13 protein-coding genes, 5 tRNA genes and 2 pseudogenes are annotated in these 24,769 nt (G+C 43.4%); 12 read left to right on the top strand and 8 right to left on the bottom strand.

Features of this window, described 5'->3' with window-relative positions; translation table 11 throughout:
• Positions 1-129: 129 nt before the first annotated feature.
• The 4 genes from EL144_RS04495 to rppH are packed head-to-tail and all read right to left on the bottom strand — an operon-like array spanning position 130 to position 3,180.
• Positions 130-981, bottom strand: coding sequence for a thymidylate synthase (locus EL144_RS04495; RefSeq protein ID WP_005704369.1), 852 nt, complete (start codon positions 979-981; stop codon positions 130-132).
• Complete coding sequence (gene lgt, locus EL144_RS04500) at positions 978-1,775, bottom strand: prolipoprotein diacylglyceryl transferase (protein WP_005701565.1); 798 nt, start codon at positions 1,773-1,775, stop codon at positions 978-980. The genes EL144_RS04495 and lgt overlap by 4 nt, the downstream gene beginning before the upstream one ends.
• 8 nt (positions 1,776-1,783) lie before the next feature.
• A complete protein-coding gene (locus tag EL144_RS04505; protein ID WP_050332875.1) occupies positions 1,784-2,581 on the bottom strand; it encodes a sulfite exporter TauE/SafE family protein in 798 nt (265 codons plus the stop codon).
• A gap of 2 nt (positions 2,582-2,583) precedes the next feature.
• Entirely contained in the window at positions 2,584-3,180 is a 597-nt protein-coding gene (gene rppH, locus EL144_RS04510) for an RNA pyrophosphohydrolase (RefSeq protein ID WP_005704372.1), read from the bottom strand.
• Positions 3,181-3,439: 259 nt separating this feature from the next.
• Here rppH and EL144_RS04515 point away from each other — a divergent pair.
• Positions 3,440-3,535, top strand: a pseudogene (locus tag EL144_RS04515) (D-ribose ABC transporter substrate-binding protein); the annotation flags it as partial.
• A gap of 162 nt (positions 3,536-3,697) precedes the next feature.
• Positions 3,698-4,630 (top strand): ribokinase, encoded by a 933-nt coding sequence (gene rbsK, locus EL144_RS04520; RefSeq protein ID WP_005704373.1) that lies wholly within the window; start codon positions 3,698-3,700, stop codon positions 4,628-4,630.
• A 98-nt stretch (positions 4,631-4,728) separates the two neighbouring features.
• Here rbsK and cspE read toward each other — a convergent pair whose 3' ends face one another.
• From cspE to gltX, 3 genes are all read right to left on the bottom strand, one after another.
• Entirely contained in the window at positions 4,729-4,938 is a 210-nt protein-coding gene (gene cspE, locus EL144_RS04525) for a transcription antiterminator/RNA stability regulator CspE (RefSeq protein WP_005701571.1), read from the bottom strand.
• Positions 4,939-5,248: 310 nt separating this feature from the next.
• Positions 5,249-5,324 (bottom strand) — tRNA-Ala (locus EL144_RS04530).
• A gap of 78 nt (positions 5,325-5,402) precedes the next feature.
• Entirely contained in the window at positions 5,403-6,845 is a 1,443-nt protein-coding gene (gene gltX, locus EL144_RS04535) for a glutamate--tRNA ligase (RefSeq protein WP_005704374.1), read from the bottom strand.
• Between the two features lie 170 nt (positions 6,846-7,015).
• Between gltX and EL144_RS04540 the strand changes: the two genes are divergently transcribed.
• The 8 genes and pseudogenes from EL144_RS04540 (at position 7,016) to EL144_RS04575 (ending at position 12,414) form a co-directional block, all read left to right on the top strand.
• Positions 7,016-7,091, top strand: a tRNA-Val gene (locus EL144_RS04540).
• Positions 7,092-7,128: 37 nt separating this feature from the next.
• Positions 7,129-7,204 (top strand) — tRNA-Val (locus tag EL144_RS04545).
• A gap of 37 nt (positions 7,205-7,241) precedes the next feature.
• Positions 7,242-7,317 (top strand) — tRNA-Val (locus tag EL144_RS04550).
• 27 nt (positions 7,318-7,344) lie between these two features.
• Positions 7,345-7,420 (top strand) — tRNA-Val (locus tag EL144_RS04555).
• A 111-nt stretch (positions 7,421-7,531) separates the two neighbouring features.
• Positions 7,532-8,320, top strand: coding sequence for a glycosyltransferase family 32 protein (locus EL144_RS04560; protein ID WP_005704376.1), 789 nt, complete (start codon positions 7,532-7,534; stop codon positions 8,318-8,320).
• A 110-nt stretch (positions 8,321-8,430) separates the two neighbouring features.
• Positions 8,431-9,804, top strand: a complete 1,374-nt coding sequence (gene argH / locus EL144_RS04565) for an argininosuccinate lyase (RefSeq protein WP_005704377.1) — start codon at positions 8,431-8,433, stop codon at positions 9,802-9,804.
• Between the two features lie 228 nt (positions 9,805-10,032).
• Complete coding sequence (gdhA, locus tag EL144_RS04570) at positions 10,033-11,382, top strand: NADP-specific glutamate dehydrogenase (protein WP_005704378.1); 1,350 nt, start codon at positions 10,033-10,035, stop codon at positions 11,380-11,382.
• A gap of 201 nt (positions 11,383-11,583) precedes the next feature.
• A pseudogene (locus tag EL144_RS04575) lies at positions 11,584-12,414 on the top strand (class II glutamine amidotransferase).
• 81 nt (positions 12,415-12,495) lie between these two features.
• Here EL144_RS04575 and dnaE read toward each other — a convergent pair.
• Positions 12,496-15,972, bottom strand: coding sequence for a DNA polymerase III subunit alpha (gene dnaE, locus EL144_RS04580; protein WP_032995283.1), 3,477 nt, complete (start codon positions 15,970-15,972; stop codon positions 12,496-12,498).
• Positions 15,973-16,248: 276 nt separating this feature from the next.
• Between dnaE and EL144_RS04585 the strand changes: the two genes are divergently transcribed.
• Positions 16,249-18,036 (top strand): AMP-dependent synthetase/ligase, encoded by a 1,788-nt coding sequence (locus tag EL144_RS04585; RefSeq protein ID WP_050332877.1) that lies wholly within the window; start codon positions 16,249-16,251, stop codon positions 18,034-18,036.
• 315 nt (positions 18,037-18,351) lie between these two features.
• Positions 18,352-24,654 carry a collagen-binding adhesin autotransporter EmaA gene (gene emaA / locus EL144_RS04590; RefSeq protein WP_065336528.1) on the top strand — a complete coding sequence of 2,101 codons (6,303 nt, stop codon included), beginning with the start codon at positions 18,352-18,354 and terminating at the stop codon, positions 24,652-24,654.
• Positions 24,655-24,769 lie beyond the last annotated feature (115 nt).

Consider the following 24,769-nt stretch of genomic DNA (forward strand, 5'->3'; position numbering starts at 1 on the left):
CTCCGTTTAGAAGACGAACGACAAAAAGTAGGAGAGGGGAATTTTGCCCCCTTCCGCCCTTCGGGCACCTTCCCCCGCAAGCAGGGGAAGGAAAGAAAATAAACAGTCCCAAAAACGACCGCACTTTTGTTATACGGAAAACGGATATTTAATCGGTTCGTGGCATTGGTAACCCGTTACTTTAAAATCATCCATCGTGACCCAAGTTTCCAGGTCTTCCAAGGATTTAATGTCCGGGTTAATTTCTAACTGCGGTGACGGGAACGGTTCACGTTTTAATTGTACGTCGCGCATGAGTTCCAACTGGTCTTCATAAATATGCGCATTCACAATGTGATGAAACGCTTGCCCGGCTTTCTTACCGGTGATTTGCGCCATTAACGCCAAAAACGTAAATACTTGGATTTGATTAAAATTCAAGCCAAGCGGTACATCGCAGGAACGTTGATAACTGGTGAGATAGAGGGTGTCGCCTAACAACGAGAAAGTATGCGTGTGCATACAAGGGCGCAAACAACCCAAATCAAATTCGCCCGGATTATAGAACGTCAGAATCTCACCACGATCATCGATGCCTTTGCTGAGGTTATTCACGATTTTACGTAGCTGATCGAGATGTTTTCCATTCGGTTTTCGCCAACGTCTGCCCTGCACGCCATATACGCGCCCCATGTCATCGGCGCCTTTACGGTGCGGATTGTTGAGCCAGGCCTGATTTTCGTTGGCATTGGCATCCCAGGTTTTCGTACCTAACTTGCGGAAGTCTGCGGCATTGTCATAACCGCGAATATAGCCTAGAAATTCCGCAATAGCGGCTTTCCAATAGCTTTTACGGGTGGTAATCAACGGGAATTGGTTGTTTGCCACATCGTAGGTTAAACTCGCATTAATCACCGTTAAGCAACGCTTTCCGGTGCGTTCATTTTCTATCCAAACGCCTTCATCAACAATGCGTTGGCACAAGTCTAAATATTGTTTCATTTTTTCACCGCACTTTTATTGTATGCCCAAAGCATAATAAAAATACCGCCGAGAATCATTGGCAAGCAAAGTAATTGACCGCGCGTTATGACATCAAGGAAAAGCTCCACATCAGGTTCGCGCACATATTCAATCATAAAACGGAAAATGCCGTAACCCATTAGGAACAAGCCTGACACGGCCCCCATTGGACGTGGTTTACGAATAAACCAATTGAGAATGAGGAATAACACTAAACCTTCCAATACCGCTTCATATAATTGAGACGGATGGCGTGGCAATAGCAGAGGATCCGTTGGGAAAATCATCGCCCAAGGCACATCGGTTTGACGCCCCCATAACTCAAGGTTAATGAAATTTCCAATACGTCCCATACCCAAACCAAACGGAATTAACGGTGCAACAAAGTCTGCTGTCGCCCAGAAATTACGTTTTTGCATCTTCGATGTGATGATCATGGCGATAATCACACCGATTAAACCGCCGTGAAAAGACATTCCACCTTCCCAAACGCGGAATAAATACAGCGGATCCTGTAAAAAACGATCAAGATTATAAAAGAAAACATCACCAATTCGACCACCTAAAAAGACGCCCATAAAGCCGTTAAACAATAAGGAATCTACTTGTTCCACCGCCCAACCGCTGTTTGGTTGCTTAGCACGACGTACGCCGAGCCAACGGGCAAAAATAAAACCAAGTAAATACATTAAGCCGTACCAGCGCAAACCGATGGGGCCAAATTCAAAGATTGCCGGATCAAAGTGTGGTAAAACCAAATAATCTAAATTCATAATTTTCCTTATTTCAATAACATATTAATCGCCACTACAATTAAAAAGGCGGCAAATCCTTTCTTCAAGGTCGACACCGGTAATCGGTTAGTCATATTGGCGCCGAGTTTGGAGGTAAAAAATGAGGTGATGGTAATGCCTAACACGGCAGGAAGATATACAAAACCAATGGAATAATTCGGCATTCCCGGCGTCCCCCAACCGCTCACCATAAAGCTCAACATACCGGCGATGCCCATTAACATTCCACAAAATGCGGAGGTACCGATGGCCTTTTTAATGTCCACATTGCGTGAATTTAAAAACGGCACGATAAATCCGCCGCCGCCAATACCGGCAACGCTTGATATCATACCGATTAAAGAACCGCCAATAATAGATGACAACGGTGTAATTTTTTTGTTCGGATCGATGTTTTTCGGCTTAATAGACAAAATCATTTTAGCCGCTAAATAAACGACCAGGCAGGCAAATAACTTACCGGAAATTTCAGGGGGTAATTTACTGATGTATTGCCCGGAAATAAATGCACTAATCATTAAGGCAGGAGCAAAATATTTCAATGTTGACCAAACCACATTGCCGAGTTTGTGGTGTCGTTGTGCGGAAGAAAATGCGGTAATCACGATGGTGGCGAAAGACGTGCCAAGTGCGGTGAACATGAGCAATGAATCCGGCACGCCCACAATCGGCAGTAGATAAACCATCATCGGCACAATCACCATGCCGCCACCAATGCCGAATAATCCGGCTAAGAAACCGGCAGCACAACCAGCAAGCAAGCAGAAAAGAAAGAAGGTTAACATAATTATCCTTTGTATTTGTGCGGCGCGCGTTTCGGCTGTTTGGAATAATGTTGTTTATGAGATGAGAAGGTAGATTTCTTTTCGTCGTAAGTCTCTTTTTCGCTATGCAACAACGTTTTATTATTTTCATCAAATAACACTGCAGCAAACTCTTTCATGGCTTTACGATAAACCTCTTTTTTAAAAGACACCACTTGACGCACCGGATACCAAAAACTCACCCAACGCCATCCGTCAAACTCCGGCGTTTTGCTGCATTGCATATTGATATTCTTGGCATCGCCAACCAGTTGCAATAAAAACCAACGTTGTTTCTGTCCGATACACATCGGTTTAGAATCATGGCGCAATAAGCGCTTTGGTAATTTATAACGTAACCAGTGTTTAGACGCATATAGCACACGCACATCTTTACGCGTCAGCCCCACTTCTTCAAATAATTCTCTAAACATGGCCTGCTCGGGTGTTTCGTTATCATTAATTCCCCCTTGCGGAAATTGCCAAGAATTCTGTCCGTATCTCTTCGCCCACAGCACTTGCCCTTTGTCGTTACAAATGACAATGCCTACATTCGGACGGTAGCCATCGAAATCGATCACTATCGTATCCCTTAATCTGTCTCATTTTTTCATGCTAAATAACGGCAAATTGTTTCATAAACTGCTCCTTAGCACAACTTTATTCTGCTTAATACCTTTAAAGCAAAAGAGTGATTTGTTGATCCGCTTCACAAAACTGACTTTATTTCTTTCCCCTTTATAACGTTTTCTTCTACACTGTTTTTACTCATCGAACGGTTCAATAATCACATTGCCAATAATCTCAATACACAGTAATCACACTGAATAGACACGCTATCTTGGTGAACTTGGCGTAATCACTGCCCACAAGCTCGTAAAAGGCGAAAAAGTCGAGGCCAAAATTCCGGTTGATTTGAAAGTGATTAGCGAGTAATGCTTTCCGCACAAAAGTGCGGTCATAAAATCCAATGGATTTTGAATATCGGCTCTAGCGACAACCTCGTTGGGGCTGAACAAGTGAACCGGAGAACTTGCGAATAATTTTGCAAACGTTTTTAAGGAACGCTAAATGCGTTCCTTTTGCTCAGGAGGAAATATGTGCGCCAAACTCGTTGTTCTCGGCAGCATTAACGTCGATCATGTTATTCAAGTACCGCGCTTCGTAAAAGCCGGTGAAACCTTAAGCGGTTCCCATTATCGCATTGCTTATGGCGGGAAAGGGGCGAATCAGGCGGTGGTTGCGGCGCGCTTAAAAGCGCAAAACACGCAGGTAGATTTTATTGCTTGCATTGGCCATGATGATATTGGTAGGGCCATGAAAAATGCCTTTGCGCAAGACGGCATCAATGTAACGCCTATTCGCCAAATTGAAAATGAAATGAGCGGGATAGCCATGATCCAAGTGGCAGAGAGCGGGGAAAATAGCATTGTTATTGCCGCCGGCGCCAATGCTTATTTAGATGAGTCGTTGGTGGAAGAACAAGCTGAAAATATTCGGCAGGCAGATGCTTTATTAATGCAACTGGAAACACCGCTCGCCGCGATTTGTTACGCTGCCGACATTGCTAAACAACATCACACTAAAGTGATTCTAAATCCAGCCCCGGCAAACACGTTACCGCAAACGTTACTTGCTAATTTATACATGATTACCCCAAATGAGACAGAAGCGGAAATCCTGACGGGAATTAAAGTGGAAGATGAAGCCGGTGCAGCACGGGCAGCAGAGAAATTGCATCATTGGGGAGTACAAATTGTGTTCATTACCCTTGGCGCTAAAGGCGTTTATGTCAGTGAAAACAATCAAGGACAAATTATCGAAGGCTTTCGTGTAACCGCCAAAGACACTACGGCGGCAGGCGATACATTCAACGGTGCATTAGTGGTGAGTTTATTAGAAGGCAAAAGCCTCACGGACGCAATCCGTTTTGCCCATGCCGCAGCAGCCATTAGCGTCACCCGTGCCGGTGCGCAACCGTCTATTCCAAATCGTGCGGAAACGTTAGATTTCTTGGAAAAACAAGGATAAAAGTGCGGTACTTTTTCGCTGCGTTTTTCATATTAAAAAACCGTAGATAAAAAATAAGCCCTTTAACTAAAGGGCCTATTTCATTGGGAAAAGATTGATTAAATCACTTCAACTTCAACCGCTGTCGGACCGCGTTGAGAGTCCTGCACGTTATACGCCACACGGTCACCCTCATTTAAGGTGCGGAAATTGTTACCTACAATACCGGAAAAATGCACGAAAACATCTTTAGTGCCGTCTGCCGGAGCGATAAAACCAAAACCTTTGGTTGAGTTAAACCATTTTACGGTGCCGTTTAATTTAGACATGTTGTCTTCCTTCTTCTTAAATAATGAAATTATGTGCTTTCAACAAGCACGAAACACTAGCGATTTAACTTAAACAGAGATGGATATATATAGAATCTTCGAAGTACAAATTTAAAACTTGAATGAGGAAGAACCGAAATAACTAACTTACTGAAGTGATTGTCTAGCTTGGTGCGCATTAGAACACGCTCGGCCAAGGAAAACAACCTATTTTAGGAAATATCGTCTCTTGTCCGATCAGCGGGTTATATAACTATATGCGCCCAAAAGGAAAAATCCCATCAATTTGCATTGATAGGATTTTGGAATTTGGTGGAGATAATCGGGATCGAACCGACGACCTCTTGAATGCCATTCAAGCGCTCTCCCAACTGAGCTATATCCCCGTAAGTGGCGGCTATGATAAATTCCGCCCCTTTGTCTGTCAATATTAAATTTTCAATTCGTCGCTATCAGATTAAATATTAAGCATTTTGCCCGTTAATAAAATCAATAGCGCGTTGAATTCGGCTTAATACGCGCTCACGTCCGATTCCCACTAAGGTTACATCCATGGAAGGCGACTGCCCTGCACCGGTCACCGCAACACGTAACGGCATACCGACTTTCCCCATGCCAGCCTCTAATTCGGCAGCGGTTTGTTCAATGGCTTCGTGAGTAGAATGCAAATCCCAAGTGGAAAGTGCGGTCAGTTTTTCTTTTACTTTTTCAAGCGCTTCTACCGCACCCGCTTTGAAATGTTTTTTCACAGCAGCTTCATCGAAAGCTTCAAACTCTTCAAAGAAATAACGACTGGCAAGCGCCATTTCACGTAAGGTTTTACAACGATCCGCAAGCATGGTGATGATTTCCGTTAATGCCGGCCCGTTGGAAGTGTCAATGCCTAAATCCTGATATTGCCATGCTAAATGTTTCGCGACATAGTCTGCTGGCAATTCACGAATGTAATGATGGTTCAACCACAATAATTTTTCGGTGTTAAAGGCACTGGCAGATTTACTCACTGAGTGTAAATCAAATAAATCAATCATTTCTTGGCGGGTGAAAATTTCCTGATCGCCGTGTCCCCAGCCCAAACGCACCAAATAGTTGATAAGCGCTTCCGGCAAATAACCTTCGTCACGATATTGCATAACGCTGACTGCGCCGTGACGTTTGGAAAGTTTTTGCCCATCATCCCCGTTAATCATGGAAACGTGCGCATACACCGGAATCGGCGCACCAAGAGCTTTCAAAATGTTAATTTGACGCGGGGTGTTATTAATATGGTCTTCACCGCGTACAACGTGAGTAATACCCATATCCCAGTCGTCCACCACCACGCAGAAGTTATAGGTCGGTGAGCCGTCGGTACGACGAATAATCAAGTCATCCAATTCGCTATTACTGATTTCAATGCGTCCACGTACCGCGTCATCAAATACCACAGAACCCTCAGTTGGATTTTTAAAACGCACCACATGTGGTTCATCAGCAGAATGATTGTGTTCGTGCAAACAATGACGGTCATAACGCGGTTTTTCTTTATTTTGTTCTTGTGTATGACGTAATGTTTCCAAACGTTCTTTGGTGCAGTAACAACGGTATGCCAAACCTTGCTCAATCATTTGATCAATAACTTGGTTATAACGATCAAAGCGCTTGGTTTGATAGTATGGGCCGTACCCCCAAGCCAAATCTAACCATTCCATCGCTTCTAAAATGGCCTGTGTGGCTTCCGGTGTGGAACGCTCCAAATCGGTATCTTCAATACGCAACACAAATTCACCTTGGTTGTGTTTAGCGTATAACCAGGAATAAAGTGCAGTGCGCGCACCGCCAACGTGCAAATAACCAGTTGGACTCGGTGCAAAACGGGTGCGCACTTTCACGCTTGGATCTAAATTAAACAATGCTTCTAATTTCATTTTATAACCTTTTTCTGTGCAAATAATTGTGCGACATTGTACTACGAGTTGTTTGAATTCATAAGGAAAAATCTGTTTTTATGCCTATTTTTAAAACAACCAACGGATTTTTGGCAAAAATTTGTTGACTGAAATCATTGAGCAATTATAATGCTCGCTCACAACATTGAGGGCGATTAGCTCAGTTGGGAGAGCACCTCCCTTACAAGGAGGGGGTCACTGGTTCGAGACCGGTATCGCCCACCACTTTTAAGGTTTCTCAATGTTGTCAATGTAACGACGTGGGCGATTAGCTCAGTTGGGAGAGCACCTCCCTTACAAGGAGGGGGTCACTGGTTCGAGACCGGTATCGCCCACCACTTCTTTGCATACTTCCCTATTTTAAGATTCTAACGTGGGCGATTAGCTCAGTTGGGAGAGCACCTCCCTTACAAGGAGGGGGTCACTGGTTCGAGACCGGTATCGCCCACCACTTAAAATCTTAAAATACCGATTCGTCGGGCGATTAGCTCAGTTGGGAGAGCACCTCCCTTACAAGGAGGGGGTCACTGGTTCGAGACCGGTATCGCCCACCACTCTACTTTCCATGTAATGTTTTCTCTTTCAAAGCCTTCCTGACGTTTATTCTTTTGGCGTAAAGTGATAAAGTACAGCCAGTTTTTCAACAGAATAAATGGATTCATTTAATGCAAAAAACAATAAAAAATCAGACCGCACTTTTAATTTCAAACGGCCTATTACGTTTAACCGGGAACATTGTCAAAATCTTAAGCTATCCTTTCCATGCACTTTTTCCGAAAAAGCGCTTTACGATTCCTGAATTCAGCCCGGCTAAACGCCAACCTAGCAAACCAAGCAAAATTAATCGTGTCATTTGGCAAACCAACTACAGCAATAAAGTGACTTTGCCGATTTACTGCAACTATTTAGTCAACCGCCTATTTTCGTTAAGTTACGATTACCGCTATGTCAGCACTGAAGCGCGTAGCGACTATATTGAAAAATATGCCGACCCACGTACTTTTGCTGCCTATAGCCAACTCACGGATGGCGCTGCACAAGCGGATTTTTGGCGCTTATTCACACTTTATCAAGACGGCGGCATTTATATGGATATTGACGGACATCTCGTGGGTTGTTTGGATAATATGATCGACCCGGAAGATGACGAAGTCCTCATCACCCGTCGCGGGCGTTACACCAACTTCTTTTTAGCCAGTCGCAAAGGCAATCCATTTTTAAAGGAAACCCTAGATATTATTGTAGATAACATTGAGAATCGTCGCATTGATGGTGGCGTGTTTGTTCTCACCGGCCCAGACACGTTAAATAGAGCCTTAGAAAACAAAGAGGTAAATACCCGCCGCGACAAACTCACTTGCGCCCAAGGGACCTTTGCCAATGAATATTTCCAATATATGGATAAAAAACGCGGCAAATGGATTCATGCCAAAAACGAAGATTTATTGAAATAGTCGTCAATTAAACAAAAAATGCGATCGCAAAATGAATTTTTGTTGATCGCATTTTTTCGTTATGTGATATATTTTTCACCAATTTTTTGTAATTTTAATCAGAGGATAGTATGGCACTTTGGGGTGGACGCTTTACGCAAGCGGCGGACAAGCGTTTTAAAAATTTTAACGACTCATTACGTTTTGACTATCGCCTTGCAGAGCAAGACATTGAAGGCTCTATCGGTTGGTCAAAAGCCTTAGTTTCTGTCAATATTTTAACGGCACAGGAACAGCAACAATTAGAACAAGCATTAAACGAATTATTAATCGAAGTGCGGTCGAATCCGCAAGCGATTTTGCAAGATGATGCCGAAGACATTCATAGTTGGGTGGAAAGTAAACTCATTGATAAAGTTGGCAATTTAGGTAAAAAACTGCACACCGGTCGTAGCCGTAATGACCAAGTGGCGCTCGACATCAAAATGTGGTGTAAAGAGCGGGTGGCCGAATTGCAACATTCCCTTCGCGAATTACAACGCAAATTAGTGCTCACCGCAGAAAATAACCAAGATGCCGTGATGCCGGGCTACACCCACCTGCAACGTGCCCAACCGATCACTTTCGCTCATTGGTGTATGGCCTATGTGGAAATGTTGGATCGCGATTATTCCCGTTTAGCCGATGCTTACCGCCGCATGAACAGCTGTCCGCTAGGCAGTGGTGCCCTTGCCGGCACGGCGTATCCTATCGATCGCGAACAGCTCGCCAAAGATCTCGATTTCGCCTTTGCTACCCGTAACAGTTTGGACAGCGTATCCGACCGCGATCATATCGTTGAACTACTCTCTGCTGCCTCGCTGAGCATGGTGCATTTGTCCCGTTTCGCCGAAGATATGATTATTTTCAACAGCGGCGAATCTAACTTTGTGGAACTCTCCGATCGCGTGACTTCCGGCTCCTCCCTCATGCCGCAAAAGAAAAACCCTGATGCTTGCGAATTAATTCGTGGTAAAGCGGGACGTGTTATCGGTGCGTTAAATGGTATGTTAATGACCTTAAAAGGTTTACCGTTAGCCTATAACAAAGATATGCAGGAAGACAAAGAAGGCATTTTCGATGCATTGGACACTTGGCAGGATTGCGTGGACATGGCAACCCTGGTGCTTGATGATATCAAAGTGAACGTGGAACGCACCCGTGAATCTGCTCTCAAAGGCTACTCCAACGCCACCGAACTGGCCGATTATTTGGTTGCCAAAGGCGTTCCATTCCGCGATTCCCATCATATTGTGGGCGAAACCGTGGTATATGCTATTAAGCAACACAAAGCCTTAGAAGAATTGACGATTCCTGAATTTCGTCAATTCTGTGAAAAAGTGTCGGACGATGTATACGACATTCTTTCCTTACAATCTTGCTTAGATAAACGCGCCGCCAAAGGCGGGGTATCTCCGTTATGTATCGCGGAAGCCATTGCAGAAGCAAAAATAAGATTCGCCTAACACTTTTCTTTCAAAAAACCAAATAAAATAAATTTCATATAACTAAAAAAAGCATTTTTTTAGAAAAAATATAAAACAGAACAAAAACAAGAAAAAATTTCATTATTTTTTTGTAAAAATATTTGAAACCGTATGATTTCCTGTTGCATAGTAATTCTGACTTAGCAATATAGCCAAGCGCAAATAAATAATGCAGATACAAACACACTACCAACAGGAGATATTCTTATGTCGAACACAGTTGCCTCCCTTGAAGAATTCTTAGCAAAAATCGAACAACGTGACGGTAACCAACCGGAATTTTTACAAGCCGTACGAGAAGTGTTAACTTCCATCTGGCCATTCCTTGAGAAAAACCCGAAATACTGCTCCGAAGCCTTATTAGAACGCTTAGTTGAACCTGAACGCGCCATCCAATTCCGTGTAGCATGGACTGATGACCAAGACCAAGTGCAAGTCAACCGTGCTTTCCGTATTCAATTTAACAGCGCTATTGGTCCCTTCAAGGGTGGTATGCGTTTCCACCCGTCCGTCAACCAATCCATTTTAAAATTCTTAGGCTTCGAGCAAATCTTCAAAAATGCCTTAACCACATTGCCAATGGGCGGCGCCAAAGGCGGTTCCGACTTCGATCCGAAAGGCAAAAGTGATGCGGAAGTCATGCGCTTCTGCCAAGCCTTAATGACCGAACTTTATCGCCACATCGGTCCGGATACCGACGTGCCGGCAGGCGATATCGGCGTGGGCGCGCGTGAAGTGGGTTATTTAACCGGCATGATGAAAAAACTCTCCAATCAAACCGGCTGTGTGTTTACCGGCAAAGGGTTGAGCTTTGGCGGTAGCTTAATTCGCCCCGAAGCCACCGGCTACGGCTTAGTGTATTTTGTACAAGCCATGTTGGCAGAAAAAGGCCGGGATCTAAAAGGCAAAACGGTGGCAGTTTCCGGCTCCGGCAACGTAGCACAGTATGCCATTGAAAAAGCGATGGCGCTTGGCGCAAAAGTGATTAGCTGTTCCGACTCCAACGGTACAGTAGTTGATGAAGAGGGTTTCACGCCGGAAAAATTAGCTGCATTAATGGACATCAAAAATGCACAACGTGGTCGAGTGAAAGACTATGCAGATAAATTCGGTTTGCAGTATGTTGCAGGCAAACGCCCGTGGTATTTGAAAGTGGACATTGCCCTGCCATGCGCCACCCAGAACGAATTAGAATTAGCCGATGCCCAAACCCTTATCGCCAATGGCGTACAAGTGGTGGCGGAAGGTGCGAATATGCCAACCACCATTGAAGCGACCAGCGCCTTTATTGAAGCTGGCGTGTTATTCGGCCCGGGCAAAGCCGCCAACGCAGGTGGTGTAGCAACATCCGGTTTGGAAATGTCACAAAATGCCCAACGTTTAAGCTGGAGCCGTGAAAAAGTGGATACCAAACTGCACCACATCATGCTGGCCATTCACGAGAACTGTAAAAAATACGGTTCTGACGGCAAAGGCAATATCAACTATGTGGTCGGTGCAAACGTAGCCGGTTTCGTGAAAGTTGCCGATGCCATGTTGGCGCAAGGTGTATACTAAAATCGTATAGAAAAAACATCATAAAATCCCACCGCACTTTCTGTCGAATCAAGATGAAAGTGCGGTTATTTTTTTCAGTAAAATTCGTTATTACACCAAACATTTTGTTCTAAAAATGCAGGCGCTTCCATATTGAATTTTGTTCGATTATCGTGTTAAATCGTCACTAAATCTAAGGTTATAAATATCAGGTAAAAAATCATGTGCCAATTATTAGGAATGAACTGTAACGTCCCGACAGATATCGTTTTTTCCTTTGAAGGCTTCCGCCATCGTGCTGGTTTAACCAACACCCATTCCGACGGTTTTGGGATTACTTTTTTTGAAGGCAAAGGCATACGCGTTTTTCGCGACAACAAACCGGGTTATATTTCTCCTATCGCCGATTGTGTCAAACAATACAACATCAAATCCCTCAATGTCATTGCCCATATTCGCAAGGCGACCCAAGGTGATGTGAATATCGAAAACACCCATCCGTTTATTCGCGAAATTTGGGGCGAGAACTGGGTGTTCGCACACAATGGCAACTTAACCGAATTGCCCGATATGAGCGAATCCATCTGCTAACCAATCGGCACCACCGATTCCGAAACCGCCTTTTGCTATATTGCGGAACAATTAAAAAGTCGCTTTCGTAAAAAAACAAGCGAAGAACAAATTTTCGCCACAATCCAAGAAATCACTAATCAACTGGCGGAACACGGCACATTTAATTTTATTTTATCCAACGGCGAATGGATGATCGCCCGTTGTTCTACCAATTTACATTACATCACCCGCCAAGCGCCTTTCGGCAAGGCGCAACGCATTGATGACGACGGCGTGATTGATTTTAGTAATTACGCTAAAGACGGCGACAAAGTCACCATCATTACCACAGCGCCGCTCACCAAAGACGAAGTGTGGACAAAAATGGAAAACGGCGGTTTCGTCTTTTTCAAAAACGGCGCCAAAGTTTGGTAAATCATCGGCACGCCGAGAACGGACGTCATTGATGACGGCACACTGGGTGAAAGTAAAGCGGCTTAAGTCTCGGTTAATCAATACATAAAATGACACAAATAAAAAGTGCGGTGAAATTTCACCGCACTTTTTCTTCCTATTTATCATTTATTCAAACTCCAATTCCACCGCACTTTCACCTAAAAACTCGACCAACTCGCCGAGGAGTTCATCGGTAGGATTGACCGACCATTGCACGCCCATTTTTACTAAAGCGCGGCCTTGCGGGCTGAGATAGTAAATGTGGACGGGAAGTGTGTTGCCGCTGTAAGGCGCTAAAATGGCCTTGAACTGTTTAATAAATGTCGTGTTAATTTGCTCTTGATTCAGACAAATCGCCAAGCTCTTGGCATAACGGGCACGGGCTTCGTCAATCGTCATCAAATCCCGCACAGACATTCGCAAGCCTTGCGAGAAATCATCAAAACTTACCTGTCCCGACACCACGATCACGGTGTCTTTTTGCAATTTCTCACCGAATTTATCCAGCGTTTCGCCGAACAAGGTCAAATCCAAACGACCGGAGCGATCATCAATGGTAGCAATGCCAATGTGGTTACCTTTTTTGGTCACAGCAATACGCGTATTCACTACCAAACCGCTAGCGGTGCTCATTTGTCCGCGATAATTCGGTGTTAATTCTTTCAGGCGAACCGGGCTGTAATGGGACAATTCTTTTAAATAACGACTCACCGGATGGCTGCTGAGATACAGTCCAAGAGTTTCCCGTTCACCGTCCAAGATGGTCTTTTCCGTCCAAGGGACAATATTGGCATAGGAATGTTCCACTTCCTCATTGGTTTCCGTCAACACGCCGAACATATCCGTTTGCCCCAAGGCTTCGTCTTTAGCGTGTTGATCGGAGGCACGTAGCGCATCCTCCAGATTTCGCTGCAAGGCGGCACGATGCGGACCGAGTTTATCGAAAGCACCAGATTTAATCAGGCTTTCAAACGTGCGTCGATTGATTTTCTTTAAATCCACGCGGGCACATAAATCAAACAGATTTTTGAAAATACCGTCTTTCTCACGGGCTTCCACCAACGCAGCAATCGGCCCTTCGCCCACGCCTTTAATGGCACCGATACCATACACAATTTCGCCGTTTTCATTCACGCTAAAATGATGTTTCCCGGTGTTAATGTCAGGTGGAACGACCTTCAAGCCCATGCGCATACATTCGTCATACAAGCCAACGATTTTGTCGGTATTATCCATTTCCGAAGTCATTACCGCCGCCATGAATTCGGCCGGGTAGTGCGCCTTCAGCCACAGGGTTTGATAAGAAACCAAAGCATAGGCGGCAGAGTGCGATTTGTTAAAGCCATAGCCCGCAAATTTTTCCACCAAATCAAAGATTTTCATGGAAAGATCGCCGTCCACGCCGTTTTTGATTGCCCCCTCTTCAAATACGGAACGCTGTTTCGCCATTTCTTCCGGTTTTTTCTTACCCATCGCACGGCGCAATAAGTCCGCACCGCCCAGTGTGTAACCTGCCAACACTTGGGCAATTTGCATGACCTGCTCTTGATACAAAATAATGCCGTAGGTTGGCTCTAAAATTGGTTTAAGGGATTCATGTTGATAGTTGGCATCAGGGTAAGACACTTCTTCGCGCCCGTGTTTACGGTCGATAAAGTTATCCACCATGCCTGATTGCAATGGGCCTGGTCGGAACAAGGCTACCAACGCGATAATATCTTCAAAGCAGTCCGGCTTGAGGCGCTTAATCAAATCTTTCATGCCGCGCGATTCCAACTGGAATACCGCCGTGGTTTCGGCATTGAGCAACACTTCAAAAGATTGGTGATCATCCAATGGGATAGTGTTGATATCCACCAACGGTTTGCCTTCTTTTTCCATGCGCGCGTTAATCATATCCAGCGCCCATTTGATGATGGTTAAGGTACGTAAGCCTAAGAAGTCAAACTTCACCAAACCAGCATATTCCACGTCATTTTTATCGAAGTGGGTGACCGGATGTTTACCTTCCGAATCGCAATACAGCGGCGAGAAATCCGTAATTAGTGTCGGCGAAATCACCACACCACCGGCATGCTTACCGGCATTTCGTGTGACGCCTTCCAGCTTACATGCCATGTCAATAATGGCTCGTACTTCTTCATCGGCATCGTAAATTTCCTGCAATTTTGGCTCTGCTTCAAACGCTTTGGCGAGCGTCATGCCAGGATCAGGTGGTACTAGTTTAGAAATACGATCCACAAAGCCATAAGGTTGTCCCAGCACCCGCCCCACATCGCGAATTACCGCTTTTGCCGCCATGGTACCGAACGTAATAATTTGCGACACCGCACCGCGTCCATACATTTCGGCGACGTGTTCAATCACGCAGTCGCGTCCGTCCATACAGAAATCCACGTCAAAGTCAGGCATGGAAACCCGTTCCGGATTAAGGAAACGCTCAAAAAGCAAATCGAATTCCAACGGATCCAAATCGGTAATTTTTAACGCATACGCCACCAAAGAACCTGCGCCAGAACCCCGCCCCGGGCCCACCGGAATATTGTTATCTTTTGACCATTGGATAAATTCCATCACGATCAAAAAGTACCCCGGGAAGCCCATTTGGTTGATCACATCCAATTCCACCTGCAAGCGTTCATCATATTCCGGACGGCGCTCAGTACGCACTTTTTCATCAGGGAACAACACTTTGAGGCGCTCTTCCAAGCCCTCTTTGGCGCGTTTCACAAGGTAATCTTCGGTGCTTAAATCACCGGTAGGAAATTGCGGTAAGAAATATTCGCCCAATCGAATGGTCACGTTACAACGTTGGGCAATTAACAGCGTATTCTCCAAAGCGCTTGGCACGTCGGCAAATAGCTCGCACATTTCCTGCTCGGAGCGAAAATATTGTTGATGCGTATAAAGTTTTGGACGTTTCGGATCGTCTAACGTGAAACCATCATGAATAGCCACACGAATTTCATGGGCTTCAAAATCGTCAGCCTGTAAAAAGCACACATCATTTGTTGCCACCACCGGCAACTGCTCCCGTTCAGCCAGTTCTAACGCGGCTTGAATATAACGTTCTTCATCAGGACGACCGGTACGGGTGAGGGTAAGATAAAAATGATCGGGGAAAAATTCACGGTAAAAATCCACCGCACTTTTCAGTTCGTCGGCATTATTTCTTAACAGTTTTCTGCCCACATCCCCACGAACACCGCCGGATAAAATAATGATGCCATCTTTGTGCTCCACCAACCATTGTTGATCGATGTATGGCAAATCGGAATAGCCCCGCTCATACGCACGGGAAAGTAATAATGTGATGTTTTTATAGCCTTCGTTATTTTTTGCCAACAAGGTTAAATGGAAAGGCTCATCACCACATAGTTCGCTTTTCACCAACACATCGGCACCGATAATCGGCTTCACGCCCGAAGACAGCGCTTCGCCGTAAAACCGCACCAAACCGCAAAAGTTGGTGAAATCCGTCAACGCCATCGCTACCATGTTGTTTTCTACACAGGCTTTCACCAACGGTTTCACCTTGGCGATACCGTCAATCATGGAAAAATCACTATGAACCTGCAAATGAACAAAACGTGGCTGCGACATAAACATCCTTAAAATAACAAAAAAGTGCGGTCACAAAATCCAAAGGATTTTGAACGTTGGCTCTACTAACAGTGGCGAAGCCATAAATTATCGCTTTAGCGATGACGCATAATTTTAACGGTATTTTTAGGGGAATTGTAGAGATAATTTGCCGCTGTTTATCAGACTGGCCAAACGTACAATAAATCCCCACAAAACACGGTTTTATTGCTAGAGTTTTGATCTTCAATCGGCTATATTAGCGCACAACTGTTAGCTGATTTTGGATTTTTAACCATGGACCTCAATTTTCATTTTATTCACCGCATTCGTAGCCAAGCAAAAACGTTGGCAAATCGCACCGCACTTCGCTATTTCAAAGACAATAACTGGCTAGATATTTCCTGGGCGGAACTGCAACAACAAATCGATAAAATCTCTCTCGCACTTTTAGCTAATCATATTGATATTCAAGATAAAATTGGTATTTTCGCGCACAATATGCCGCGTTGGACGATTACCGACATCGGTACATTGCAAGTGCGTGCCGTCACCGTGCCGATTTACGCCACCAACACGGCAAAACAAGCGCAATTTATTATTAATAATGCGGATATGAAGATCATTTTTGTGGGGGATCAAGAGCAATATGATCAAGTCATTGAGATTGCCGATGAATGCCCGAAATTGCAGAAAATCGTGGCAATGAAAAACACCATTCATTTGCATGAACACACCAAAGCCTGCCACTGGCAAGAATTCATTGATATGGCGGGCGAGCAATATCAGACGGAATTACAACAACGCTTGGATGGCAAATGCTTGGAGGATTTGTTCACATTAATTTACACCTCCGGTACCACCGGCGAGCCGAAAGGCGTGATGTTGGATTACGCGAATTTGGCCCATCAACTGAAAGCGCACGATCAGGCGCTGAAAGTGGATGATAGCGATGTGTCCCTTTCCTTCTTGCCGTTATCTCATATTTTTGAGCGCGCTTGGGTGGCCTATGTGCTCCATCGCGGTGCCACCAACTGTTATATTGAAGACACCAATCAAGTGCGGTCGGCTTTGACGGAGATTCGCCCGACATTAATGTGTGCCGTGCCACGTTTTTACGAAAAAATTTATACGGCAATTTTAGACAAAGTGCACAACGCACCCCAATTACGCCAATGGATTTTCCATTGGGCAATGGCTATCGGTCGTCAACATTTTGATATTCTTTCAAAAGGACAAAAAATTGGGTTTCTATTAAAACAACAATATGCCCTCGCCAACAAACTGGTACTTGGCAAATTGCGCGCTCTACTCGGTGGGCGCATTCGCATGATGCCATGTGGCGGCGCCAAATTGGAACCGACTATCGGCTTGTTTTTCCACAGCATTGGATTGAACATTAAACTGGGCTATGGCATGACGGAAACCACCGCGACCGTGTCCTGCTGGGACGACGTCAACTTTAACGCCAATTCCATCGGCAGCTTAATGCCGGGCGCAGAAGTCAAAATCGGCGAAAATAACGAAATCCTCGTACGCGGCGGTATGGTCATGAAAGGCTATTACAAAAAACCGCAAGAAACCGCCGAGGCCTTCACCGCCGACGGTTTTTTAAAAACCGGTGATGCAGGTGAATTTGACGCCAACGGCAATTTGTACATCACCGATCGTATTAAAGAGTTGATGAAAACGTCCAACGGCAAATACATCGCACCGCAAGTGTTGGAAAGCAAAATCGGCAAAGATAAATTCATCGAACAAATCGCCGTCATCGCTGATGCGAAAAAATACGTTTCCGCCCTTATTGTGCCTTGCTACACAGCTTTGGAAGAATATGCCAAACAAGTCAATATCAAATATCAGGATCGCTTAGAATTGTTAAAAAATTCTGAAATTATTCAAATGTTGGAGCGTCGAATTAATGATCTCCAAAAAGAATTAGCCGGTTGGGAACAAATCAAACGTTTCACACTGTTACCCCAAGCATTCAGCACACAGTTAGAAGAAATCACGCCTACCCTAAAATTACGCCGAAAAGTCATTTTGCAACGTTATAAGGAGCAGATTGAGGCGATGTATAGCTAACTTCTTTGTTGATTTACCTCTTCATGGTTATTCTCTTTATTTTTTTTAAAACCATTCAATACAGATTAACCGTTATTTAAAAGATTTAATTTTTGTAAATGTATTGAAAATCTAGTTGCATTTAAAACTTATATGCTTAAGATATGCACTCCTCAAATTAGTTTGAATAAATTTTAGCCAAGTAAAATGAAATCTAAATGTTTTCTTCTATACTCGTTATATGGCTGAAACTCTTCAAATTTTTAATTACTAATAAAATTGATCGGTTAATTATTAACGGTAATCTCTCTCTAAAAACGTAAAGGAAAATAAAAGATGAATAAAGTCTTTAAAGTAATATGGTGTAAGGCTTCTCAAACATGGATTGCAGTATCTGAATTATCTAAAGCTTTCTCTCTTTCTACAACTACAGAAACTCCTAAAAAGTCTCTAAACAGCTCTAATAAAACTAAAATATTCATTGCATCAATTCCATTATTGTTCTCCTTTAATGTTAATGCATATATTGCTATTGGTTCAGTAGAAAAAAACACCATAAAATCTGATGGAGCAGAGGCTGCCCCAAGAAAAAATAACAGTGGAAGCCAAGTATTAAATTATTATAATCCTGGTAGCAAATCATATGATGACAAAGATAAGCCTAATAATACTGATAGAAGATACAGTGAAGATGACGCATATGGTATCGCCATCGGTAAAAATACTGATGTGCGTGACTCTCGTCGAGATTCAAATGGTATCGCTTTAGGTGATCATTCTAAAGCTACCGGGGGGCTTGCCATGGCTTTAGGTTCGTTTGCAAAAGCTGAAAAAAATGGAGGAGTTGCTATTGGGACTGCCTCTAGATCAGCAGGAATTAATTCTCTAGCAATGATGCGTCAGTCTGCAGCAACTGGTGATTATTCTACTGCCATTGGCTCTGTTGCTTGGGCGGCTGGCAAATCAAGCTTTGCATTAGGTGCTTCTGCCACAGCAAAAGGCAACCAGTCTATTGCTATCGGTAGCTTAGAACAAAAAGTGTCTCCTAGTGGTTCCGGCGTACCAATTACAAAATATAATGGATTAGACAATACACAAACTAATGGTGATCGTTCCATGGCGTTGGGCACAGCAGCTAAAACCAACGGTGATGACTCATTTGCAATTGGTTATAAAGCCCATACTGGTGAATTTAAAATTGAACACGACAATTACCTTAAAGAGAATGTTACATCCCCAGAACAGTCAAAAAAAGCCAATAAAGCTATTGCTGTCGGCACACGCGCTCTTGCTCAAAAAGAATCATCTATTGCATTTGGTTATGAAGCAAGCTCATTAGGGGTTAACGCAATCTCAATTGGGGCTAATGCAAAAGCTGCTAAAGATAATGTGGTAGCAATAGGTCAAGGTGCTACAGCGACAGAATCAGGCTCAATGGCTATCGGTCAAGGCGCGCAATCTACATTTAAGAATTCATTAGCATTAGGTACAGGCACTGTCGTGAATCATGTCGATGGTGGACAATCTAAGTTTACCTCACAAAATTACGATGTTGAAAATGGTGTAATTTCTATTGCCAATGTAGGTAAAGAGCGCCGTATTATCAATTTGGCTGCAGGACGCAACGATACCGATGCCGTTAATGTTGCCCAATTACAATATGTAAATAAAAATCTAGCAAAATCTATTGGCGGGGACAATTATACCGGTTATAGCGATGCTGATGGACACACCTATCAAGCACCGGTATTCAATATCAAAAATGCTCAATACAACAATGTCAAAGCAGCTGTTGAAGCAGCACAAACAAACTATGTCAGTGTTAATAGCTCAAATAAGGCAAGCGACAGTAATTATGACAATAAAGGCGCGAAAGCTGCAGGTTCTATTGCATTGGGTGACACAACTTCCACTGGTGCGACAGCGACCAATTCTATTGCTATTGGTTTGAATACTAGTGTGACCGGAAGTAATACGGTTGCTATTGGTGCGGGAATTACCGCAACAACCAGTGGTTCTGTCGTTTTAGGAGATTCTTCTTCAACTGAAGGCTCTCATCCAACTGCTAGTGTCAACAGCGCTACTGTTAACGGACATACCTATAACGGCTTTGCCGGCGCAGTAAAAGACGCCGGACATTTTGTAAGTGTCGGTTCAAAAGGCACAGAACGCCAAATTAAAAATGTGGCTGCAGGCCATGTGGCTGCAGATTCAACAGATGCTATCAATGGTTCCCAACTATTCTCTGTTGCCAGTCGTATTGAACAAGGCTTTGGTTTGGAAGCTGAAGAAGGCGGTAGCGTTAATAAAAAATTAGGACAAAATGTTAAAGTCGTTGGCGCTAACAGTAATATTAAAACCTCTGTCAGCAATGGTGAGGTAAAAATTAATCTAAATAATACGCTGGATCTAGGCAGTAGCGGCAGTATCAAGATTGGTGACACCCTCCTTAATAATAATGGCTTAGCTATTACCAACGGCCCGACTATTACCAGCGCAGGAATTAATGCAGGTAATAAAAAAATCACTGGTGTTGCCGAGGGTACGGAGGATAACGACGCCGTTAACTTTAAACAATTAAAAAATGTGCTTGGCGGTGCCGTGTCAACTGAAATCGTTGAGAAAAAAGCCGCTCAAGCCGGCGACGAAAACCTTGCAGATATTACTGTAGCAGACGGTAAAAATGCCGGCGATATGGGTGCTAAATACGAAGTATCCGTGTCCAAAAAAGCAGTACAAAAAGCAGCTCAAGATGCGATTAAAGTCAGCGGTACCTCACCAATTACTGTCAATAAAACGACCGATAATGGTGTAGATGACTATGCAGTTAGCTTTAACGGTACGGAAGCAGCTAAGTCTATTCCATTAACCTATAAAGCCAATGGTAATAATGACAAAACCGTTATGTTGAACAAAGGATTAAACTTTACTGATGGCACAATGACAACTGCTTCCGTTGCAAATGACGGGGTTGTGAAATATGACGTTAATTTATCTACAATTAAAGTAGAAAACGGCAAAGCAGCAGTAGCAGGAACACCAGTTAACGGCGCAAACGGTACTGATGGTAAAGATGGCGTAGCAACAGTTCAAAATGTGGTAGATGCCTTAAATAAGGCTGCATGGACAGTCGCCGCGTCTAAATCAGAAGGTGAAGTTGCTGGGAATGCGTCTAAAGAAGTTAAAAATGGCGATACGGTGACATACGATGCCGGTAAAAACATCAAAATCACACAAAACGACAAGAAATTCTCCTTTGCAACAAAAGATGATGTTGAATTTACCTCTGTTACTACAGGGAATACCAAATTAACCACTAACGGTGTAGAAATTACTAACGGCCCTAAACTTACACAAGCAGGTATAGACGCCGGTAATAAGAAAATTACTGATGTAGCAGATGGTAATGTTGCAGCAGGCAGTAAAGATGCAGTGAATGGCGGTCAATTATTTGCTGAAACAGCCAAAGCTAAAACAACCGTAGATAAAGGTGATGAGAATATTCAAATCACGCCTGAAACTGCGACTGACGGACATACAAATTATAAAGTAGCGTTAAAACCCAGCTTAACTGTTGGACCAAAAGAAAGTGGTCATCCAATTACAATCAATGGTAATGATGGTCATATCACCGGCTTAACCAATAAGGATTGGACGGGAACACCAACAAGCGGTCGCGCAGCGACAGAAGATCAATTATCTGTAGTCGATAAAAAATTCGACAATAAAGTATCTTTAGGTGGCGATAACGGTAGTACCACAGAAAAAGCATTATCCAACACCGGTGGTATCAAATTTAATATCAAAGGTGGAGACAGCCAAAAATACGTGACAACGACAGCTTCCAGTGATGATGTAACCGTAGATCTTGCACAAGCAACTAAAGATAAGATCGACAATGCAGCAGATAAAAATCTGTCCAATATTACCAATGACGGTAAAAAAGCCATTACCGGTTTAGGCTCTATTGTAGAAGCGGCTGACAACACAATTACGGTGACAAACGAAACCAATAATGTGACAGGTCAAAAAACCTACAAAATCAAAGCTAATATTCCAAAACCGGAAAAAACAGTGATGGCTCCTGGTAAAAACACAGTCCTTGATGGAGATGGTTCAGCAGCAAATCCATTTAAAGTCGATCTAAAAGATAACTTAGAACTAGGTCAAAAAGATGCCAATGGCGTGACTGGGAAAGATTCATCCATTAAAGTTAATGGTAAAGATGGCTCTTCTGTCGCGATTAATGGTAAAGACGGCTCCATTACGTTAAACGGCAAAGATGGCGCAAATCCGGTTAGTCTCAAAACTACCCAAGGTCCTGCCGGCTTAAATGGAACCACTCCTAAAGATCGTTTAACAGTGAATAATGAATCCGTCGCTACACTTGAAGACGGATTACAATTTGCTGGTGATAATGGAACTGATAAAGTCATCAATAAAAAGTTAAACCAAAAACTAGAAATTGTTGGCGGTGCTGATAAAACCAAGCTATCTGATAACAATATTGGCGTAAATGCGAATAATGGTAAATTGGAAGTGAAATTAGCCAAAGAGTTAAATAACTTAACCAGTGCACAATTTAAGGATGGTGATAATACAACCGTTATTAATGGTAAAGGTATGACTATTACTCCTAAAGATCCTGCAAAAGCAGTCAGCGTAACAGATAAGGGACTGAATAATGGTGGTAATCAAATCGTCAATATTGATAGTGGCTTAAAACAAGCTAATGGTTCAACAGTTGCCTTAAAAGATGCTTCAGGCAATACCTTAAAAAACGCAGTGAATGTCGGTGATTTACAAAAATCTATCAACGACATTACTGATGTAAACAAAAATGGTGGCTTCGGTTTAGCAGATGAGAAGGGCACAACAGCTAAAGCTAACTTAGGTGAAACAGTAAAAGTTAAGGGTGACGGTAGCATCACAACCAGAGTTGTCAACGATAATGGTAAACCGGCACTACAAGTTGGCTTAGCTAAAGATGTTACGGTTGGTGACAACACCAATCCGGGAACAATTACCGTTAAAGGCGAAAACGGCAAAAACGGGGTTTCCATTAATGGTAAAGAGGGCTCTATTGGGCTAAATGGTAAAGATGGAGCTAATGCATCCATTACTGTGGCGCAAGGAAAAGCCGGTGTTGATGGTAAAGACGGTGAAAGTAAAACTCGTATTACCTATGAAACAACTAATCCTGACGGTTCCAAAAACTCAGAACAAGTTGCAACCCTTAATGATGGTATGAAATTTGTCGGCAATGATGGAAAAGTGGTTACCCGTAAATTAAATGATACACTGTCCATTACTGGTGGTATCAACGACCAAGCTGTTTTAGCAGATAATCAGCAAGTTTCTGGTAATAACATTGGTGTTCGTTACAAAAAACAAGGCGGTTTGGAAATGGTCATGAAAGAGCGTCCTGAATTTTCTGGTGTAGTCGTTAACGGTAAAGATGGCAAAGATGCTTCGGTAACCTTTGCTAAAGACGGTAAAGACGGAATGTCGCTTGTGGGAGGCCGCGATGCTAAGGGCAAAGATGCCATAACAATCAAAGGTAAAGATGGTAAAGACGGGGTTTCTTTCAAAGAAGATGGCCGTATAACTAACGTTGCCGACGGTGTAGATGACAAAGATGCTGTAAACAAATCACAGCTGGATAAAAGTATTGCTCAAGCCAAATCCAATGTTAATGCGGGTAAAAACATTACCGTTACACCTCAAAAGAACGCAGATGGAAGTACAACATACACCGTTGAAACCAAAGATGATGTTGAGTTTACCAGCGTAAAAAGCGGTGATACCACTATGGACAACAATGGTATAAGTATTACTGGTGGTCCAAGTGTTACCAAGGATGGCATAAATGCTAGTGACAAGAAAATTACCGGTGTAAAAGACGGTGATATTTCAGCAACGAGTAAAGATGCGGTAAATGGTAGCCAATTACATCAAACCAACCAAAATGTAAACAATTTGACGACAACAGTAAATAAAGGGCTCAATTTCCAAGGAGATAACCAAGAAGTTACTGTTAATCGTAAATTAGGTGATCAGCTCAATATTCGTGGTGGTGCAAATCCGAAGAAACTCACTCAAAACAACATTGGGGTAGTTGCGGATAAAAATGGCACAATGACCGTTCAAATGGCGAAAGATGTCAATCTTGGACCGGATGGTAGCCTCACTGTAGGAAATACGACTGTTAATAACGATGGCATTGCAATTAAAGGTGGTCCAAGCATGACCCAGTCAGGCATTAATGCCGGTGGCAAACGCATTAGCAATGTTGCTCGTGGGAAAGCACCAAATGATGCAGTCAATATGAGCCAATTACATGAAGTCGGCAATGCTATTAATAACCGAATTGATAATATCGATAATCGTGTTAATAAAATGGATAAACGACGCAAAGCAGGTACAGCCTCAGCTCTTGCAACGGCCGGTCTCATGCAGCCACATAGAGACGGACAATCCGCATTAGTTGCCGCGGTTGGTCAGTATCAAGACGAAACCGCAGTAGCTGTAGGTTACTCACGTATTTCCGACAATGGGAAATATGGTGTGAAAGTCTCCTTCAGCACCAACTCCCGAGGCGAAGTCGGTGGTACTGCTGGTGCCGGATATTTCTGGTAATTTACTAACCTATTAACTTAACTAATGCAAGTGTGGTCAAGATTTATAATGAATTTTGACCGCACTTTTTTCTATGAACCATAAAATGTTCTATGTGATCAAAATCACAAAATAA

Origin of the sequence: Aggregatibacter aphrophilus ATCC 33389 (assembly GCF_900636915.1) — a bacterium.
Taxonomy (GTDB): domain Bacteria; phylum Pseudomonadota; class Gammaproteobacteria; order Enterobacterales; family Pasteurellaceae; genus Aggregatibacter; species Aggregatibacter aphrophilus.